This is a genomic window from Calothrix sp. NIES-2098 (genome assembly GCF_963875125.1).
Classification (GTDB): domain Bacteria; phylum Cyanobacteriota; class Cyanobacteriia; order Cyanobacteriales; family Nostocaceae; genus Aulosira.
This window is the reverse complement of sequence record NZ_CAWNKJ010000001.1, coordinates 6,529,384-6,546,846: the sequence shown is the minus strand read 5'-3', so window position 1 is coordinate 6,546,846 and position 17,463 is coordinate 6,529,384. Positions and strand designations below refer to the sequence as shown.

Here is a 17,463-nt window from a genome sequence, read left to right as displayed (position 1 = left end):
CCACTAGTGGCTTACAGTTTCTGTATTCAGAGCCTGAGTCGATTTAAAAGTACTGAATTGCACAATCAAGATATTTTCGCCGGATGTGCTAGCAAAAATTTGGTTTGAATATTAATGCTTATACTGGTTGTGAAAATTTCTTTCGCTTGCTTATTCCTTCTTACTTTATATTAATGTTTGCTGCTTCCAATCAATTACTATGGTCCATGATTGGCTTACTCCTAACAATGGGTAGCACTTTCCTAGAAGCCTATGGCATTACCTTACCTTGGAGTTGGAGTAAGCATGGAATTCAAACTTTTTCTTTAGGTGTCAGCTATCAAATTGGTGCAGTGCTTCTGGTAGGTTGTTTGGGAGGAAAAAATGCTGGTGCGCTTTCCCAAATCGCTTATTTAGTGATGGGTTTAACATTGCTACCAGTTTTTTCCGAAGGTGGTGGAATTGGTTATGTAAAGTTAGCTCACTTTGGTTACTTACTCGGCTTTATTCCCGGAGCTTGGATTTGTGGTCTCTTAGCATTTAAAGCGAGACCGAAAGTAGAAACTCTTGCCTTTAGTTGTATTTGTGGTTTGGTATCTGTCCACATTTGCGGTATTGCTTATTTGGCTATCAGCTATTTTTTCCAGTGGACAGGTACAGAAGATTTGACATTAATCCAAGCAATTCTCAAATACTCTTGGTCAGTACTACCAGGACAATTGACTGTAGTTTGTGCCGTTACTGTAATAGCATATGTATTAAGACATTTAATGTTTTACTAGTTATGCAGGGCTAGAGAGTGAAAATCAAAATTATTCTTCTCATCCCTACCATGCTTTAGCCGCAGGAGTATCAAACTCTAGTCCTTAATTCCTAGTCTATAGTTCCTAATTTCATGCGTTTAAAAAATCACTTATTCTGGCTTGCTGCTTTTCTAGCTTTCTTCATCGATCAACTGACAAAATACTGGGTGGTGCAAACTTTTAAATTGGGACAAACACTACCACTTATACAAGATGTCTTTCACCTTACTTATGTAACCAATACAGGTGCAGCTTTTAGCCTTTTAAGTGGAAAAGTAGAGTGGTTGCGCTGGCTATCTCTGGGAGTGAGTTTAGTCTTGATCGGATTGGCATTATTTGGCCCATTATTAAACTTTTGGGATCAGCTTGGCTATGGTTTAATTTTAGGTGGAGCAGTTGGTAATGGTATCGATCGCTTTATTTTAGGTTACGTTGTTGATTTTCTCGATTTTCGGCTGATTAACTTTGCTGTATTTAATATGGCAGATTCTTTTATAAGTATCGGTATTGTTTGTTTGCTGATTGCTTCCTGGCAAAAAACACCAAATTCCAATCACAGGTCAAGGTGATTATCGAGAGCCAAATTTGGATTTAATTAATACTTAAATTGAGCTTAAATAAATCGAAAAAAGAGTAGTTGCGATCGCATTAAATTACGGTGTCTCATCTGTTTGAAAATAGCGATCGCACTACTATAGAGCTTAAAAAAACTACAAAATGTTTGGAACTATTAAGCCTGGAGATTTTACCCCCAGGCTTAAATTAGCTGAAATCTTTAATTCAAAGAGATTTTACCAGAACTTGAGATAAGGGTTTTTTGAACTTTGTATTGCACAGTATGTAATTTTATCAACTCGTGCAAACTGTCAAGATGAACTAACTGTCCACTGTTCTATGACTGACAAATTAATCTCAGAATTCTGCCTCAGCTTTTATTTACCAGTAGCAGGAGCACTTGGCAATTCACTACCGGGAACTGGAGTTGGAGAAGTTGCACCTGGTTCGGTAGTGCTACCTGGGTTGCTAGAATCAGGCACAGTTATGCTTCCTGGTGCAGGTGCTGTACTACCAGGAGTAGTAGGTGCAGGAATATTAGTGCTTCCTGGTGTTGTATTAATTTTCTTGGGAGTGCCAGGTGCTGGAGTTGTATCTGGCACAGCAGATCCAGGTGTGGTGTTACCTGGTGTGGGATTTGTATCCGAAGGTGCAGTTCCAGGTGTGGTTGTATTATCTGGTGCTGGAGCTGATGTTCCAGAAGGACTAGGCTCAGGTGTGGAAGTGCTTCCTGGAGTTGTGCTATCAGGAGTAGTTGTTGTACCGCTACTAGGGGTAGTAGTGTTAACTGAAGTACCACCTGCACAGCGAGAATTTAGCGGAAAATGCTCACACAGAAGCTTCATACCTTCTGGTGAAATCTTGATTTCCGTTGGTGAACTAGTGGATGAGCTACCGGATTGAGCTATGGAGGATTTACTTGATTCAGCAGCAGCAACATTAGCAGTCAGCGCCAAAGTTAGGGCTGTACCAATCAGGCTCAGAGTTTTTCCCTTCATTCTGAAATTAACCTCAACGGAACACTCCGCCCATTAAATCAAACAAAATAATTTATAAAATCTGTCTAAATGGGGATGTATATTTTTGCTGCAATATATGTGGATATATTAAAGCGGTAAAATTTACATCCTAGTTTTTTTGCTCATTAGTTTTGATAATTACAAAAGGAAATTTACTCTATTGAGGTATTATTCCCGTTAATACTATATATAATAAGCATTCTAGCAGTAAAGCTTTAGTAAATGCTGAGATCAGCAAGAGTTCAAGAGAAATAACGTAAATATGCTGAATAAGAAGTCTTTAAATGTAAAATCTATTCAAAAAAAATCAGTACAACCAATTTCTGCCTAGGCTTATGACTAAAATGGTGTAAGACTACCATGAAGTAAGACTCTAATTCTCCTGATTCTTCGTTAATAGGCGCGATCTAAATAGTCAATGAGTTCCCCGCAACCCCCTCAAAAGCCGCAAACGATACTTGGTCAACTGACACAAGCAGTACACACAATTCAAGCTAGGGTGGATTTTTCTAAACTAGCGCTCAAGCCTAATGCCAAAGTACCGGAATTATTGGTGCAGGATGCGGGGGCAGATAAGGCAGAGGTATATCCGTTGTTAGGCGATCGCTATATTTTAGGACGCAGTTCCAAATCTAGCGATATAGTAATCCGTAACCCCGTAGTTAGCCAAATTCACCTGTCATTAACGCGTGATTCTACGCAACGCACTCCAGTTTTCATCATTAAAGATGAAAATTCCACAAATGGCATTTATCGCGGCAAACGACGAATAACTTCTTTAGAATTACGTCATGGCGATATTCTCACCTTAGGCCCACCAGAACTTGCTGCTTCTGTGCGCCTGCAATATGTCGATCCCCCAGCTTGGTATGTCAAAGCAGCCACTTGGTCAGCTTATGGTGTTGCTGGAGTCAGTGCTTTATTTGCTTTGGTAATCGGTGTGGAATGGCTGAAATTCTCGGTAAGACCCTTACCGACAGCTACCCGTGCACCAGTAGTTGTTTACGCCCGTGATGGTGCTACACCGCTGCGTGCGCCGAGAACTACATCTCACGTAGACATGAAGCGGTTGGAGGATTTTGGCCCTTATTTGGCAAAAGCTGTGATTGCCTCAGAAGATAGTCGTTATTACTGGCATTTTGGGGTCGATCCTTTAGGAATTTTGCGTGCTGTACTGATTAATAGCCGTAGCGGTGATGTGCAGCAAGGAGCTAGTACTGTCACCCAACAAGTTGCTCGCAGTTTGTTCCGAGATTATGTGGGTAGACAAGATTCCTTAGGACGGAAATTGCGAGAAGCAGTAGTTGCTTTGAAGCTAGAAACTTTTTACAGCAAAGATGAAATTTTGCTGACTTATTTAAATCGAGTATTTTTAGGGGCAGATACCTCTGGTTTTGAAGATGCTGCTAAGTATTACTTTGATAAGTCAGCTAAAGAATTAACTTTGGCTGAAGCCGCGACTTTGGTGGGTATTTTACCAGGTCCGAACGCCTTCGATTTTTGTGGTGATGGTCAAAATAAGCTAGAAGCCGCTGAATACCGTAACCGCGTGATTAAGCGGATGGTAGAAATGGGGCAAATCAAAGCAGAGGATGCTAACCGTGCTAGACGTTCCACTGTCCAAGTCAGCCCGAAAGTTTGCGAACAGCAAGCTAAAACTATCAGTCCTTATTTTTACAGCTATGTTTTCCAAGAACTCGAATCAATTTTAGGAGAAGGTGCAGCAAAAGAGGGGAATTATATTATCGAAACCCAGCTAGATCCAGCAATTCAGGCACAAGCAGAAGCAGCTTTACGGAATTCAGTCAATAATGCTGGCTCAAGTTTTGGCTTCTCCCAAGGCGCGATCGTCACCTTAGATTCGAGCAATGGCGGTATCTTGGCTATGGTGGGGGGTACAGATTACAAAAAAAGCCAATTTAATCGTGCCGTTCAAGCCAAAAGGCAACCAGGTTCCACCTTTAAAATTTTTGCTTACACTGCTGCTATTCAGCAAGGAATTTCACCCTTTAGGAGTTATTCTTGTGCGCCTTTAACTTGGCAAGGCTTTACTTACAAACCCTGTCGTGCGGGTGCTGATACTAGTTTGGATATAGCTACAGGTTTGGCGCTGTCGGAAAATCCGATTGCATTGCGAGTGGCGCGAGAAATCGGGCTGGATAAAGTTGTAGCAATGGCCCAACGTTTGGGAATTAAATCATCGTTAGATCCAGTTCCTGGCTTAGTACTTGGTCAAAGCGTAGTCAATGTCTTGGAAATGACTGGTGCTTTTGGCGCAATTGGCAATCGTGGGGTATGGAATCCTCCCCATGCTATTAGCCGGATTTTAGATAGTGGCGATTGTCGCGATCCTAAAGATTTAAAAACCTGTCGCGTAATTTACTCTTTTGACCAAGACCCTGATGCTAACAAACGAGTACTATCGAATGATGTAGCCGATGAAATGACTAGTTTAATGCGAGGGGTTGTAACTAGGGGTACAGGTCGCAGTGCAGCCATAGGATTGGGGGAAGCTGGTAAAACTGGTACAACGAATGACAACGTTGACTTATGGTTTATCGGCTTTATTCCTAGTCGGCGGTTGGTTACTGGGATTTGGCTAGGAAATGACAATAACTCCCCTACATCTGGTAGTAGCGCGCAAGCAGCTCAGTTATGGGGTAATTATATGGGGCGAATTGTTAAGTGAATAGTCAAGAGTCAAGGGGAGCCACTGCGGTGAGACACTCCGTTGCGGGGGTTTCCCCCGTTGAAGGAAGTGTCGATACCTGTAAGGGTCTTGGGGTCTCCCCAAGTAGAGTAAGTGGCGTTCAAAAGTCAAAAGATGTCTTAATTTTGAATTTTTGATCTCCCTTCTGTTTCTCATATACCTTGTTCCCTGCTCGATCTATTGATATCCGTGCCAGGGAGCAACTTCTAATTTACCACTAGGCTGAAATATTACTTGGAAGTGGGCAAGAGGTTCTTTCGTATTGGGAGCAACCAAATTGGAGCCGTAAGCTGCTTGTAACATCTGAGGAAGAGGAGTTTCCCTAGCATAGTCATAGGCAACTTGGTTAAGCGGTTCATAATCGGCGATCGTACCATCTTTGTTGACCGCTACCCGATACTTCAAATATCTCTCAAAGTTAGGTGTACCACCCCAGTTTTGGCGAACTGTATTGTATAGCTTCTGGCTTAACTCTTTGACTGCCTTAGGATCGGTAATTTTTGCCCCAACTACTTCTGGTGTCTTCGCATATCCCCGCCAAGGGCTAACTTCCAGCACACCCGATTTAGTTAGCACAACTTTAAATTGAGCAATTGGTTCGTTGCTAATAGAGCCACGATTGGCGGGATTGTAAAGTAAGTTAGGTAGAGGCGTTTTTTGGATGTCTTCATTAGCCTTTTTATTCACCGCCTTATAGCCAACCATTGCACCATCCGCAGCTACGCCCACACGATAAACTAAATCTTCTTGTAATCCTGAGCGATTAGACCAAGCTGGATTAATTTGGTTGTACAATTGACGATTCAACGCACGCAGCTTAGACGCATCGGTAATTTCCGGGACGGTTGTCAGAAGTGCTTCTAAATCTTTAACTGCGGGGGTCGCTGTTGGGGTGGGAGTAGCTGTAGGAGTTGTAGCCGCCGCAGCTGTAGGTGTCACAGTTGGGTTAGCAGTAGGAGTAGCTGATGCTGGAACTGTAGATTCAACAGCCGCAGGAGTAGCACTAGGTGTAGCATTAGGTGTTATAGAGCTAGTTTGATCTTGTGATTTTGGCTCTGGTGGACGTACTTGAGGAGATGGAATCACACTTAAAGCAAGTGCTGCTACCGCTAAACTTGAGACGCCAATACTAGCAGGTACTGCCTGCTTCAACACAGCTTGACTAGCAAGACTACTGCGTCTGGCAACTGGTTGTAATTCTAGCGATAGCTCTGGTAAAGTTTGGGTGTCAGCAAAAAACTGATCTACCGCTTCTACTAAGTCAAATAACTGTACCGTATTCAAATAGATTTGAATAGGCTCTTTAGTACGGTTGGGGTTAGCATCAAAACCTGCTGGTTCCCCCTCCGAATGTACAATCAATCTGTGGCGATCGATATCTATTTTTTGTAACTCTACTAGTTCGGAATCTCGATTATGTGCTTGTGGATTTGGTACATTGCTCAAAAATTCTTGAGCATAAGCACTAACGGCCCTTACTAAGCTTTCAAAAAACTCTCGTCCGCCTGCTAAAGGCTGGTTATAACTAGATAAATAGCATTCGGCATTTACCAATATCGATAATTCTGGACGTAGCTCCTGAAAGTGTGCAGCCCTGCTGGCATCACTTAAACCTTCTAAAAGTAACGTGCAATTAGGTAGACTATATTTACGTTGAATATTCATTCTACTTCTCCATCGAAAAGACTGATCCAGAATCGCTGCATTCCAGCTGTGCCAGTACAGAAGAGTAGTTGTCCCAACAGATTTATAGCCAGATCGTCTAATTTCTCGTCTGAATTTAATGCTAGTACGCCAGAACGCCGAGAACTCATCCTACTCTTAAAATGCGTTCTAAACCTCTCTAAATAATTAGAGAGACGCAAATTTTGTTCCAAGGGGATCTGCTTTTCATTCATTTGTTGATAAATCATTAGCAACTGGCGGATGACAACTGTCAAACGCCGCGCTATATAACAAGCAATGACCACCAAAGCTTTCGCTTCCATGATAGTTAAAGGGCGACGCATATGTGCTCGTCGTAGTGGGTTAGAACTACGCATTCGCCACAAAGTCACTCTATCTTTAATAATTCCTTTTAAATCTAATTCTTCAGCAAAAGCGAGGATGGCTTCAGAACCACCCAGTTCCAATGCTTCAATTGCTAGTAATATCAGATCTATTTGTACCCGAGTTCTACGGGGACATCCCTGCCCCTCAGTGGCCGGATCGGGTAAGGTATCCAGAATCATAGGCAATGAGGGGGGAGTAGGACTGTTGAAAGGCGTTAAACTAGCGGAGACATTCATTCTATAGATACCTTGTGCGGTTCCAACAGACTAGGTAAAACTAATTTAAGATAAATAGCCATACAAAAGTATGAGACTTGTAGCAGTATTAGTACTGCCTGATATATACATTACTTCTTCTACTCAAAGGTTTCCGTATACTTAAATTTAAGTTGTTAACACATAAGTGTATCAGCCTCATTCGGTAGTGCAATTCCATCCCTAGCTTGAGTTAGATTCAAGCGATCGTCAATGGATGGCGAAACTGGAGCTTCGATCCCCAGCGTATGACATTATAGTGTACGATTTGTCAGGTATCTGGAATTGGCGATCGCAGACGGGCGATGAGGAAAAAGGAGGTTTCTAGATCGCCATGCTCAATGCCCAATCCTCAATTCCCAATAATCAATCCCTAATACCAATTTTTATGGATTTGAAGTCGCTAATTCGTGATATCCCAGATTTTCCCAAACCCGGAATTTTATTTCGAGATATCACTACGCTACTGCGCGATCCTCAAGGGCTGCGCTATACTATTGACTTTTTCGCCCAACAGTGTACAGATAGGGGAATGACCCCAGATTACATTGTGGGAATGGAGTCACGGGGCTTTATTTTTGGTTCTCCTTTGGCTTATAAATTAGGATCTGGTTTTATTCCCGCCCGCAAAAAAGGTAAGTTACCAGGAGCAGTGCATTCAATTGAGTATGAGTTGGAGTATGGTACAGACTCCTTGGAAGTGCATCAGGATGCGTTACACCCAGGTAGCCGAGTTTTAATTGTGGATGATTTAATTGCCACAGGAGGAACGGCGAGTGCAACTGCGAAGTTAGTCCAGAAAATTGGCTGCGAATTAGTGGGCTTTGGGTTTATTATCGAGCTACGGGATTTACAAGGACGTAAACATCTGCCAGATGTGCCGATTATTTCCCTGATTGAATATTAGTCAAGAGTCCAAAAGTCGATATGACATAGTCAAAAGTCTCGATTACAGACTTATGACTCTTGACCCTTGAACGCCAGTCATCTCAAGCCGGGAAACCCGCCCACGGTGCTGGCTCCCTTTGACCCTTGACTTACTGCATATGACATCTACAAGAATTTCTCTGGAGACAGGTCGGGATTGGCTAATTAGGCTAATCACGAGTGAGACTTTCATTTATGTAATGAAAAGGCTACTACAGGCATTGTTGACTTTATTTTTGGCGTCGGCATTGTCATTTTTCATTATTCAACTGGCTCCAGGGGATTATGTAGATACATTGCGGCAAAACCCCAAAATCTCTCCCGAAAGGATTGAGGAAATCAAGCGACAGTTCGGTTTAGATAAATCTTGGCCAGAGCAATTTGGATTATGGCTGTGGCGAATCTTTACAAAAGGAGATTTTGGTACGAGTTTTGTTTACCAACGCTCTGTGGCTTCGCTGTTGGGAGAGCGAATACCGACGACTTTGCTGTTAGCGATCGCTTCTTTAATTATTACCTGGGCGATCGCTATTCCTTTGGGGATTATCGCCGCAGTTAAGCAAAATAAGTTGGTTGACCGCGTATTGCAGGTAATTAGTTACACCGGACAAGGATTTCCGAGTTTTATCACTGCTCTATTTTTGCTGATCTTAGCTCAAGTCACCTCACCTCTGTTCCCAGTCGGTGGGATGACTAGCATTAATAACTCTGAACTTTCCTGGTTTGGCAAACTCCTCGATCTTGGTTGGCACATGATTTTACCAACGATCGCACTTTCGATTACCAGTTTTGCTGGCTTGCAACGCATTATGCGTGGCGAATTATTAGATGTTCTGCGTCAAGATTATATTCAAACGGCTCGTGCTAAAGGATTGCCAGAAAATCGAGTGATTTACGTTCATGCTCTGCGTAATGCTATCAACCCTCTAATTACCTTATTAGGTTTTGAGCTAGCTGGTTTATTAAACGGTGCATTCATTGCCGAACAGTTCTTTAACTGGCCTGGTTTGGGTAGGTTAACTTTACAAGCTTTACAAGCTCAAGATTTGTACTTATTAATGGCAAGCTTGGTGATGGGAGCAGTACTCTTAATTATTGGTAATTTAGCTGCTGACTTGATGCTGAAGCTTGCCGATCCACGCATTCGCTTAGAGAATTTGAATTAGTCATTTGTCATTGGTGAACCAGTGCGTTGCGGAGGTTCCCTCCGTTGTAGCAACTGGTGAACCCGAAGGGTCATTTGTCATTTCTTCCCTTCGGGTACTCTTCGAGAACTCCTTCGGAGAACGCCAGTCGCCTGCGGAGGGAAACCCTCCCGCAGCGCTGGTCTCACCTTGTCTCCCCACACTCCCACGTTTCCCCACCTGTTCGCCATGCTGTCGGAAGTATATTATCTGGTGCGCTCAAAATCTGATGGTCGTTACCTTACAGCTCGTCCTAACGCTGAAGCATCGGGTTATCTGTTGTTGTTTAAGGAAAACTTTGATGCTCTGAGCTATTTAAACACCCATGCCGCAGAGGTAGCAAACCGCTTTGCTGTAGAATCGATTCCTGGTACACAGGTGAGTAGTTTGCTCAAACGCTGGGGTTTTTACGGTATAGGGATTGTGACCGATCCTTTATTACCCAAAGTGGATTTTTTACAGCATGGTTAATATTTTTTAGGCAGTGAATTATGCTGTTTTGAAAAATAGCGATCGCTACTTAAAATATTGCTGTAATTAAAGCGAGTTGATATACCCAAGTGTTAGAAAAGACTTCAGAAACAATCTTGTCTTGAGGTGACAGGGTATGGATGAAGTTGTCAAAAAAGTTGCGGCTTTGGGTTTACCAGGTGTAATTTTGGTAATAACAATGGCTGCTACAGGCTTTACGGGTGCTGCTGCTATTACCGCAGCTTTAGCTTTTTTGGGCGGACCTGCGGGGATGCTGGGTGGAATTGCTGTGTTGGGACTGACGGGTTTAATTACTGATGCTTTAGCGAAAGTCAGCCTAGAAGATTTTCTCACAGCGGTTTATTGCCAACGCCGACAAACTGAACCACATGGCAAACTTTTAGAAGAGATTGATTCTTTATCGCTGTTTGACGGTGATATGAAAGACAGACTTAAGACGACTGTAACTGATGGATGCGGTTGTGCAACGGTAGTTACTGAGAATACAACAGATGATGCTAAAGAAGCGATCGCTATTTTAGAAAATGTCCCCGGTATGACTCGCGCCCACCACAGAGATTTTAAGAGTTCCAACCCGATTATGAGGCTAAGGGATGGCAGCGCCGTGAGAACTTGGAAAAATCCTCTTGGCGTTGACCATGTTTTTATTAGCGATCGCCATGACAGAATGATTTATGGTGGCTTTGTCGGCTGGATTCACAGCGAAGGTTTAAACCAAGCCCTAAATCGCATCAGGCGAGATTTTACTTAGCATCAGTCTTGACAACCATTTGAGAAGAGAATAAATGATCGGGCTAATAGCTAAATTCATCTAAAGACCACTGCTAAAGTTTTCAGTCCACTTGAGTGGACTTAGGCTATTAGCCTTGGAATTCATTCCAAGGCGAACGATGGTGCTAGTTGAGAATCTTGCAACATTTAAGAGCCAACATCCAAAGTAAAGTAGAAACTCTTATCAACAATTCTATTGCTGCCATCATATTTGATGATAGGAATCATGGCTTGATGTTGTCCTGGCTCAAGTTTCCAGCTTTTTTGAAAGTTACCGATATTGTGACAAACACCTGTATTAATTGGAAAGTTACTAGGAGTTAGCAGAACATCTTTATAACTCTCAACTCCATGTTTGAAAAGATAAGCTTTTGCTTCTACTTTATTAAGGCTGACTTCAGAATGTATGCAATAGCTAATATTCAACACCTTTAAACTATCCCCAGCTTTCAGAGAAATCCGTTGATGATTATTTACTTGCAGGGGTTCATCGCTATTAATTTGTACAGTGAGATTAGCAACACAAATTTTAGATGCAAGATTTGGGTTGCATTGTGATGTAGGAGGCTGAATTTCTGGCTTATTATGAGGGTTTGCAGTAATCCAGGCAGCACCCAAACTACCTGCGAAGGTTATCAGGGCAACTACCACGGGCACGATTACTTTATCCATTGATAATCTCATATTAATTTCTCTCCTCCAACTTACTTCTTAAGCAAAACTCAATATCTTTAGCATCAAAATCATAAAATTTTGCTTCGATAATGTCCCAGAAAGAGCTTTCCGGTTATTCTGAAAAATACTGGAAAAATTTTTCCGCATTTTCTCATAATCGGAAAAGCGCTATATTTAAATTCAGTTAAATTCAGCCTTGCGAGTGAAGAATCGTTTGCCAAGATGTTGGGGAGTATGGCAGAAATATGAACTCTTGGGAAAACTTTCTGGTCATGGAGGTATATCGTAAGTGGGGTTTAACTCCCAAAGAACAGGCGATTCTTTTGGCGAAATTTCCCGATGAGAATACTGTAAATGATAATAATCAGGTTGCAGAGCAATCATTAAAAAACCCTGAACTTCCCATCTCGGCTGAGACTGTGAGGCGGCAGATGTGGACAATATATAATGAGCGATTTTCTCCTCAGATAGACAGGGAAGGCTTCCCTGATTACGACCTGAAAAGTCGAGACAAAGATGTCAGATTTATAGCTTGGCTTAAACCTCAATATTTGGAATGGTTGAGAATCCAAAACAATAATATTGTTCCTCCTGTTATTGCTTACACAGATAACCCATTTATTCCCCTCAATGACATCATCACCGAACAGCATCTATTGTTCGGTCGGGAAAGAGAGATTACCAGAGTATTTGAAACCTTAAACAGTGGCAGTAGCGTAGCGCTGATTGGAGAGAAAAAAATTGGCAAGTCTTCTCTACTCAAAGCTATTTACCAACAGGCAGAACATCGGCTGCTCAAACCACGTAAGACAATTTATCTCAATTTAAGCCTACTTTTTAATGACGATGACTTTTATGATGAACTCTGTAATAAAGTGGGAATCGCTGTTAGCAAGGGTCGGCAATTAATTCGTGAGTTACAAAAACAGCAATTATTGTTGTTATTAGACGAAGTACAACAAATGACTTGGGATGGTTTCACTAGGGAATTACGCCAACAACTGCGCGGTTTAGCTGACGGACAAGCTAACCCACCTCTGCGCTTGGTGATTGCAGCTAGCGAACACCTGGATGTTCTGTTTCCTGATAGCCGAGATAATCCTTCACCGTTTCAAGGCGTTTGCATTGAAGAACTTATTCAGCCTTGGGACGAAAATATGGTTCGTGGGTTTATTGACAGTCGTTTAGCGAATACTCAGGTTAGTTTTACAGAAGAAGAAATCATTCAACTAATCCAAGAAAGCGGCGGACATCCCCAGCGACTTATGTATTTGTGTCATCGAACCTACTCGCGGTATATGGAGAGGATGAAAACTGTATTATGAGTCTACACCAGCCTGTACCGCGCTTAGACTTAGCACCCAAGTTGCGTCGTCCCCTCTCTCTATGGAACCCCTTGGATTATCTACGCTTGTTGTACTGGGTGTTTTTCTTTCCCCAGGCTTTGCGGTGGTATGTGGATACTTTCGGGGGTGTGAATATCGCTGAAAGTGAAATGAATTGGCGAAAGTTGTGGGAGTTGTTGCGCCAGAATCCTATCCAGCGTCAGTTACTTTACCAAGGATTAGTGTTAACAGTAGTTACACCAGCGGCTATATGTCTAATTATTGACAAAATAGGAAATGTTTACATTGACTGGTTCCAATTGGCGCAAGGCGTGGGATTCAGCGTGATAATAGGCGCGTGGTTCAGTATGGGGGGAGGTGCGTTGTTTGGCGTGGGGGGAGGTGTCTCAAAAGGCGTAGTGGTAGGTGTGGGGTATAGTGTTGCAGGAGGTGTAATGCGAGCCTTGATGGGAGGTGTGCCAAAAGGTGCTGTAGGAGGAGTGACAGGAGGCGTGGTATTCGGCTTGCTCCTCAGCTTGCTTTTTGGTTTGAAGGCAGGCCTGGCGAGAAGCATAGCAACAGGTGTAGTACTAAACGTCGCATTAGGTGTGGCAATAAGCTTGGCGGAAGGTGTGCTGGGAAGTGTGGGGTTTGGCGTAACGCTAGGCTTGGTGGGAGGCTTGGTATCAGCTGTGGTGGGAGGCTTAGCGTTAATACGTCCAGACAATTGGTTAATTGGCTTATCTTTAAGTTTAAAAAATATTCCCAATAGTAGTTGCCTACTTCCTCACATCACTCCGATTCCCATACTTCAGCTCCAAAAACGATTGCAGAATTGGCTACAGCAAGATTGGGAAACAGGCCTGCATAATACCAATGAATTGTTAGCATATACCCTACAATTTATTCCTGTTGTAAAAGCAGTTAATACAGTACTTGCCAAAACCTCATCAGAGCAAATTATTTGGTGTGTATCTCAACTTGCAGAGGCTCCTTTTGATTGGGAACTAGTACGTTTTGCCTCAGCTTCTCTGGATGAAGAACTAAAGTTAAAAGCTCAAGGTATACATAATGTTTTCTCTTTTTATCTTCAATTTAGACTCGAAAGATTCCCAGCAAGTTTCCTGACAGACATCCGCTTAGATTCTCCGGCTCGTGCATCTGCTGCTGGTTTTTGGTATCTCTATGAAAAACGACCAATACAGGCAAGAAAAGCTTTTGCTGTAGTGCGTTCTCTTCTATATGGTGAAGAGATGTACACTCTTGCCCAAACTCTAGCAGCATTTCACGAAGCTAAAGATGCACTCTCGATTGCTGCTGTGCAATTACCTACATTTCCAGCAGAACCGCTTTTACGTCCAGTCACTTGGAAAGCAATTGCTAGCCTACGTCGAGTTGTTGAGGATGTTCAGTTTGTTAATAGCAGTGTATCTCGTTCGGCTAAGTCTATGGCTTTCAATCGCGCTTTAGGTGAACTCGCTAACATCCTCAACCAAGCTGACAGTTTGCCGCAAGCACAAAAAGAGCTAATTAGAGAAATCGTTATAAATTGGGGAATGAGCCTCTTACAAATCGCTGGTGAGGTGGGGGAAATTGCCATCACTAAGCCTGTGCTTAATCCTTATATAGTAGGCGACCCGGTTCAAGGTAATCTCTTTGTCGGGCGAGAAGATATCATCAGACAGTTAGAAGAACTCTGGGTGACGGGTTATCAACTCCAGTCTGTAGTTCTCTACGGTCACAGGCGTATGGGTAAAACTTCTATCCTAGTAAACGCTGCTAATTCTCTAGGTGCAGGGATACAGCTAGTTTATGTCAACCTGCTGCGGTTGGGAGATACTCCGCAAGGGGTTGGCGAGGTGCTAATGGCAATTACTGATGAAATTTCCCAAGCTGTGAAAATTCCACCCCCAGCTGATGCAGATTTGCTCAATCTTCCCTACCGGACTTTTGAACGCTATTTGAAACAGGTAGAAGCACAGTTAGAAGGTGGGTTAATCATCGCCTTAGATGAGTTCGAGAAAATTGAAGAATTAATTGAAGCGGAAAAAATCCCCCAAGATTTTATGGGTTTTCTGCGGGGGTTGGTGCAAATGAGTTCTAAAATTGCCTTTGCTTTTGCTGGTTTGCACACCTTGGAGGAAATGACGGCAGATTATTTTCAGCCTTTCTTTGCTAGCGTCATTATCATTCATGTAGGCTTTCAGGAACGTGCAGCTACTAGACAAATTCTAGCTAACCCAGATGATGACTTTCTCCTCGACTACACCCCGGAAGCGCTAGATGAAATTTATAATTTAACATCTGGTCAACCTTATTTAGTCCAACTTATGGGATTTCAGCTAGTGCGCCGCTACAATGATTTTGTGTTTGAGCAAGGACGCTCCCGCAGTCCGGTTTTTACGGTGGAAGATGTAGCAGCAGTTATCAACGATCCTGAGTTTTTTAAGCGGGGACGCTACTATTTTGATGGGGTTTGGGGTCAGGCGATGCGGGGTGCTGATGGTCAGCAAGTGATAATACAGGTACTTGCACCGCACCCAGAAGGATTAAGTTTTGATGCTTTAGCTGAGTCTACGGCTTTGGGTAGCGAACAGCTACAAGCAGCGCTCGATATGTTAATGCGCCATGATGTAGTTGCACAGACTGAGGGATGCTGGCGAATTATTGTAGAACTGTTTCGCTGTTGGGTTTTGCAAAATCATCCACTGTCGCGAGAGTAAGGCAGAGGGCAGGAAGCAGAAAGTGTGAAAATTCTTGTTAATTTGTTGGATGATATCATGTCCGGTTGAATACTTGTCATTGCGAGCGAAGCGAAGCAATCCTAAAGGTGTTGGGATTGCTTCGTTCCCCTCGCAATGACATATTGCAACTAATTTAGCGGATATGATATGAGACATTCATCCCTTAAGTTAGCAACACTGAGAAATTCTATAAAACCAAAATTTAAAATTGATATGCGTTACGATCTCCTGTAAATAAAATTATCCAGTCCTCACAAGTTCCTCAGATTTTTTACCTAATCTCTTCCTATAGCCAAAACAGGGTGATAACTATGGAAACCAAAAGGTTGGCAAAGTTCCTCCGCTTTTTGCAAGAAGATTTGGCAATTCCGGCAGATGGTTTGCAACTGGCGTTGCGACATCCCGAACAAAATCCTAGTGTATTACCCATGATTCTTTGGCAGTATGGGCTGGTGACATTAAGCCAGTTAGACCAGATTTATGATTGGTTAAATTCGATTCGTTGAAGAGAAGCTTTTTAGCTGAAGTCCGATGAAAACACAAAAACGACTGGGTATTCTTACCAGTGGCGGTGACTGTCCGGGACTGAATGCGGTAATTCGTGCTGTTGTCAGCCATGCTACCTTGACCTATGGCTGGCAGGTAGTGGGGATTCCTTATGCTACAAGAGGCTTGTTAGAGGTAAAGGCAATTCCGCTTTCTCTCCACGGTTTAGACTTGCGTGGTATAGATCCTTTATTAAGCATGGGTGGTACTATCCTGGGCAGTATCAACAAAGGCGATACTCTGGCTTATGTCGATGAACTTATGGCTGGCTACCAGGCCTTAGAACTGGATGCTTTAATTGGGATTGGGGGAGACGGTAGTTTAGCTATTCTCAACCAGTTGCGAAACAAGGGAAATTGGCAATTCATTGCTATTCCCAAAACTATAGATAATGATGTGGCGCTTACAGAAAGAGTAGTAGGGTTTGATACTGCTGTTAATACAGTTGTGGATGCCCTAAATCGTCTTACCTTTACCGCTTCCAGCCACGATCGCGTGATGATTGTAGAAGTGATGGGACGCACAGCTGGTCATTTAGCCCTACATTCTGGTATTGCAGGCGGTGCTGATGTAATTTTGATGCCGGAAATTCCCTATACTATTAAGGATACTTGCGCACATCTAGCAGAATTACGCGATCGCTGGGGACGCAGATTTGCGATTGTCGTGGTTGCAGAAGGCGCTCATATTCCCGAAGATTCATCTAACTATGCATCCTGTGAAAAGCCATCCTGCGGTATTGGACAGTTGATTGCCGATGAACTCAGCAATTGCAGCCACAAGCAAATCGACATTCGAGCTTCAGTTTTAGGACATATCCAACGTGGTGGGATTCCTTCAGCGTTAGACCGTTTAGTAGCCACAGCTTTTGGTAAAGCCGCTGTAGATTTAATTGCTAGTGGGAAAACGGGACAGATGGTAGCTTGGCAAAATGGCGAAGTTGTAGCCGTTCCTTTAGAAGCCGTTTTAGCTAAAAGTCCGTCACTTGTAGATCCTCATAATTATCTGGTAGAAACAGCGCGATCGCTTGGTATTTATGTTGGGAATCATGCTGCTGCATAGTACTTATATTTGATTTGTAAACTTATTTATAGATGTAGAAACAACGGAACAAGCTAAGGGCCATTTCTTTAAAAATAAAGCAGCAAAGTACTTCTAAAGCTAAAAATAGCAGTGTTTAATGACTACTAAATTACCTTCAGAAATGATATGACCTACTAGTAGTGTTAATTTTTTATATTTATATAAACTAATTTTTAGAAAAAATCATAAATTACTTTCTATATTCAGTAAATAGATATTCAGATCTATTGTTGGCGTACTCCTGAATGCATCAAGGAAGACAAGATTAAGTATAGTCAATTCCAAGTGTAGATCAGCCCTTATTTACACCAATTAAGAATTGGCTATACGGGCAACCTTAACAT

15 protein-coding genes are annotated in these 17,463 nt (G+C 42.6%); 11 read left to right on the top strand and 4 right to left on the bottom strand.

Annotated elements, in window-relative coordinates; all coding sequences use genetic code 11:
* The first annotated feature begins 173 nt into the window (after positions 1-173).
* Entirely contained in the window at positions 174-761 is a 588-nt protein-coding gene (locus tag AACU33_RS27380) for a biotin transporter BioY (protein WP_096595413.1), read from the top strand.
* A 113-nt stretch (positions 762-874) separates the two neighbouring features.
* Positions 875-1,351, top strand: coding sequence for a signal peptidase II (gene lspA, locus AACU33_RS27375; RefSeq protein ID WP_096592683.1), 477 nt, complete (start codon positions 875-877; stop codon positions 1,349-1,351).
* 363 nt (positions 1,352-1,714) lie between these two features.
* On the opposite strand, the gene AACU33_RS27370 is transcribed toward lspA, so the two are convergent.
* The gene (locus AACU33_RS27370) at positions 1,715-2,335 is read right to left on the bottom strand and encodes a hypothetical protein (protein WP_096592680.1); all 621 of its coding nucleotides are present in this window, start codon (positions 2,333-2,335) and stop codon (positions 1,715-1,717) included.
* A 439-nt stretch (positions 2,336-2,774) separates the two neighbouring features.
* Here AACU33_RS27370 and AACU33_RS27365 point away from each other — a divergent pair, with 439 nt between their 5' ends.
* Positions 2,775-5,045 carry a transglycosylase domain-containing protein gene (locus AACU33_RS27365; RefSeq protein ID WP_096592677.1) on the top strand — a complete coding sequence of 757 codons (2,271 nt, stop codon included), beginning with the start codon at positions 2,775-2,777 and terminating at the stop codon, positions 5,043-5,045.
* A gap of 198 nt (positions 5,046-5,243) precedes the next feature.
* Here the strand turns inward: AACU33_RS27365 and AACU33_RS27360 are convergent, their stop codons facing one another.
* Both AACU33_RS27360 and AACU33_RS27355 read right to left on the bottom strand, forming a co-directional pair.
* Positions 5,244-6,731, bottom strand: a complete 1,488-nt coding sequence (locus AACU33_RS27360; protein ID WP_096592675.1) for a DUF4335 domain-containing protein — start codon at positions 6,729-6,731, stop codon at positions 5,244-5,246.
* Positions 6,728-7,354, bottom strand: a complete 627-nt coding sequence (locus AACU33_RS27355) for a DUF3038 domain-containing protein (RefSeq protein ID WP_096592672.1) — start codon at positions 7,352-7,354, stop codon at positions 6,728-6,730. The genes AACU33_RS27360 and AACU33_RS27355 overlap by 4 nt, the downstream gene beginning before the upstream one ends.
* 406 nt (positions 7,355-7,760) lie before the next feature.
* Here AACU33_RS27355 and AACU33_RS27350 point away from each other — a divergent pair, with 406 nt between their 5' ends.
* The 4 genes from AACU33_RS27350 (at position 7,761) to AACU33_RS27335 (ending at position 10,726) form a co-directional block, all read left to right on the top strand.
* Complete coding sequence (locus AACU33_RS27350) at positions 7,761-8,279, top strand: adenine phosphoribosyltransferase (RefSeq protein ID WP_096595412.1); 519 nt, start codon at positions 7,761-7,763, stop codon at positions 8,277-8,279.
* 139 nt (positions 8,280-8,418) lie between these two features.
* Positions 8,419-9,465, top strand: coding sequence for an ABC transporter permease (locus tag AACU33_RS27345; protein ID WP_096592669.1), 1,047 nt, complete (start codon positions 8,419-8,421; stop codon positions 9,463-9,465).
* Positions 9,466-9,672: 207 nt separating this feature from the next.
* Positions 9,673-9,954 carry a hypothetical protein gene (locus tag AACU33_RS27340; protein ID WP_096592667.1) on the top strand — a complete coding sequence of 94 codons (282 nt, stop codon included), beginning with the start codon at positions 9,673-9,675 and terminating at the stop codon, positions 9,952-9,954.
* A gap of 136 nt (positions 9,955-10,090) precedes the next feature.
* The gene (locus AACU33_RS27335; RefSeq protein ID WP_096592664.1) at positions 10,091-10,726 is read left to right on the top strand and encodes a hypothetical protein; all 636 of its coding nucleotides are present in this window, start codon (positions 10,091-10,093) and stop codon (positions 10,724-10,726) included.
* A gap of 167 nt (positions 10,727-10,893) precedes the next feature.
* On the opposite strand, the gene AACU33_RS27330 is transcribed toward AACU33_RS27335, so the two are convergent.
* A complete protein-coding gene (locus tag AACU33_RS27330; protein ID WP_339376320.1) occupies positions 10,894-11,430 on the bottom strand; it encodes a hypothetical protein in 537 nt (178 codons plus the stop codon).
* Between the two features lie 236 nt (positions 11,431-11,666).
* Here AACU33_RS27330 and AACU33_RS27325 point away from each other — a divergent pair, with 236 nt between their 5' ends.
* From AACU33_RS27325 to AACU33_RS27310, 4 genes are all read left to right on the top strand, one after another.
* Positions 11,667-12,746, top strand: a complete 1,080-nt coding sequence (locus AACU33_RS27325; protein ID WP_096592659.1) for an AAA family ATPase — start codon at positions 11,667-11,669, stop codon at positions 12,744-12,746.
* Positions 12,743-15,469, top strand: a complete 2,727-nt coding sequence (locus AACU33_RS27320) for an ATP-binding protein (RefSeq protein WP_096592657.1) — start codon at positions 12,743-12,745, stop codon at positions 15,467-15,469. The genes AACU33_RS27325 and AACU33_RS27320 overlap by 4 nt, the downstream gene beginning before the upstream one ends.
* Positions 15,470-15,801: 332 nt before the next feature.
* Positions 15,802-15,996 (top strand): DUF2949 domain-containing protein, encoded by a 195-nt coding sequence (locus AACU33_RS27315; RefSeq protein WP_096592654.1) that lies wholly within the window; start codon positions 15,802-15,804, stop codon positions 15,994-15,996.
* 25 nt (positions 15,997-16,021) lie between these two features.
* Positions 16,022-17,098, top strand: coding sequence for an ATP-dependent 6-phosphofructokinase (locus AACU33_RS27310; RefSeq protein WP_096592652.1), 1,077 nt, complete (start codon positions 16,022-16,024; stop codon positions 17,096-17,098).
* Positions 17,099-17,463: the final 365 nt, after the last annotated feature.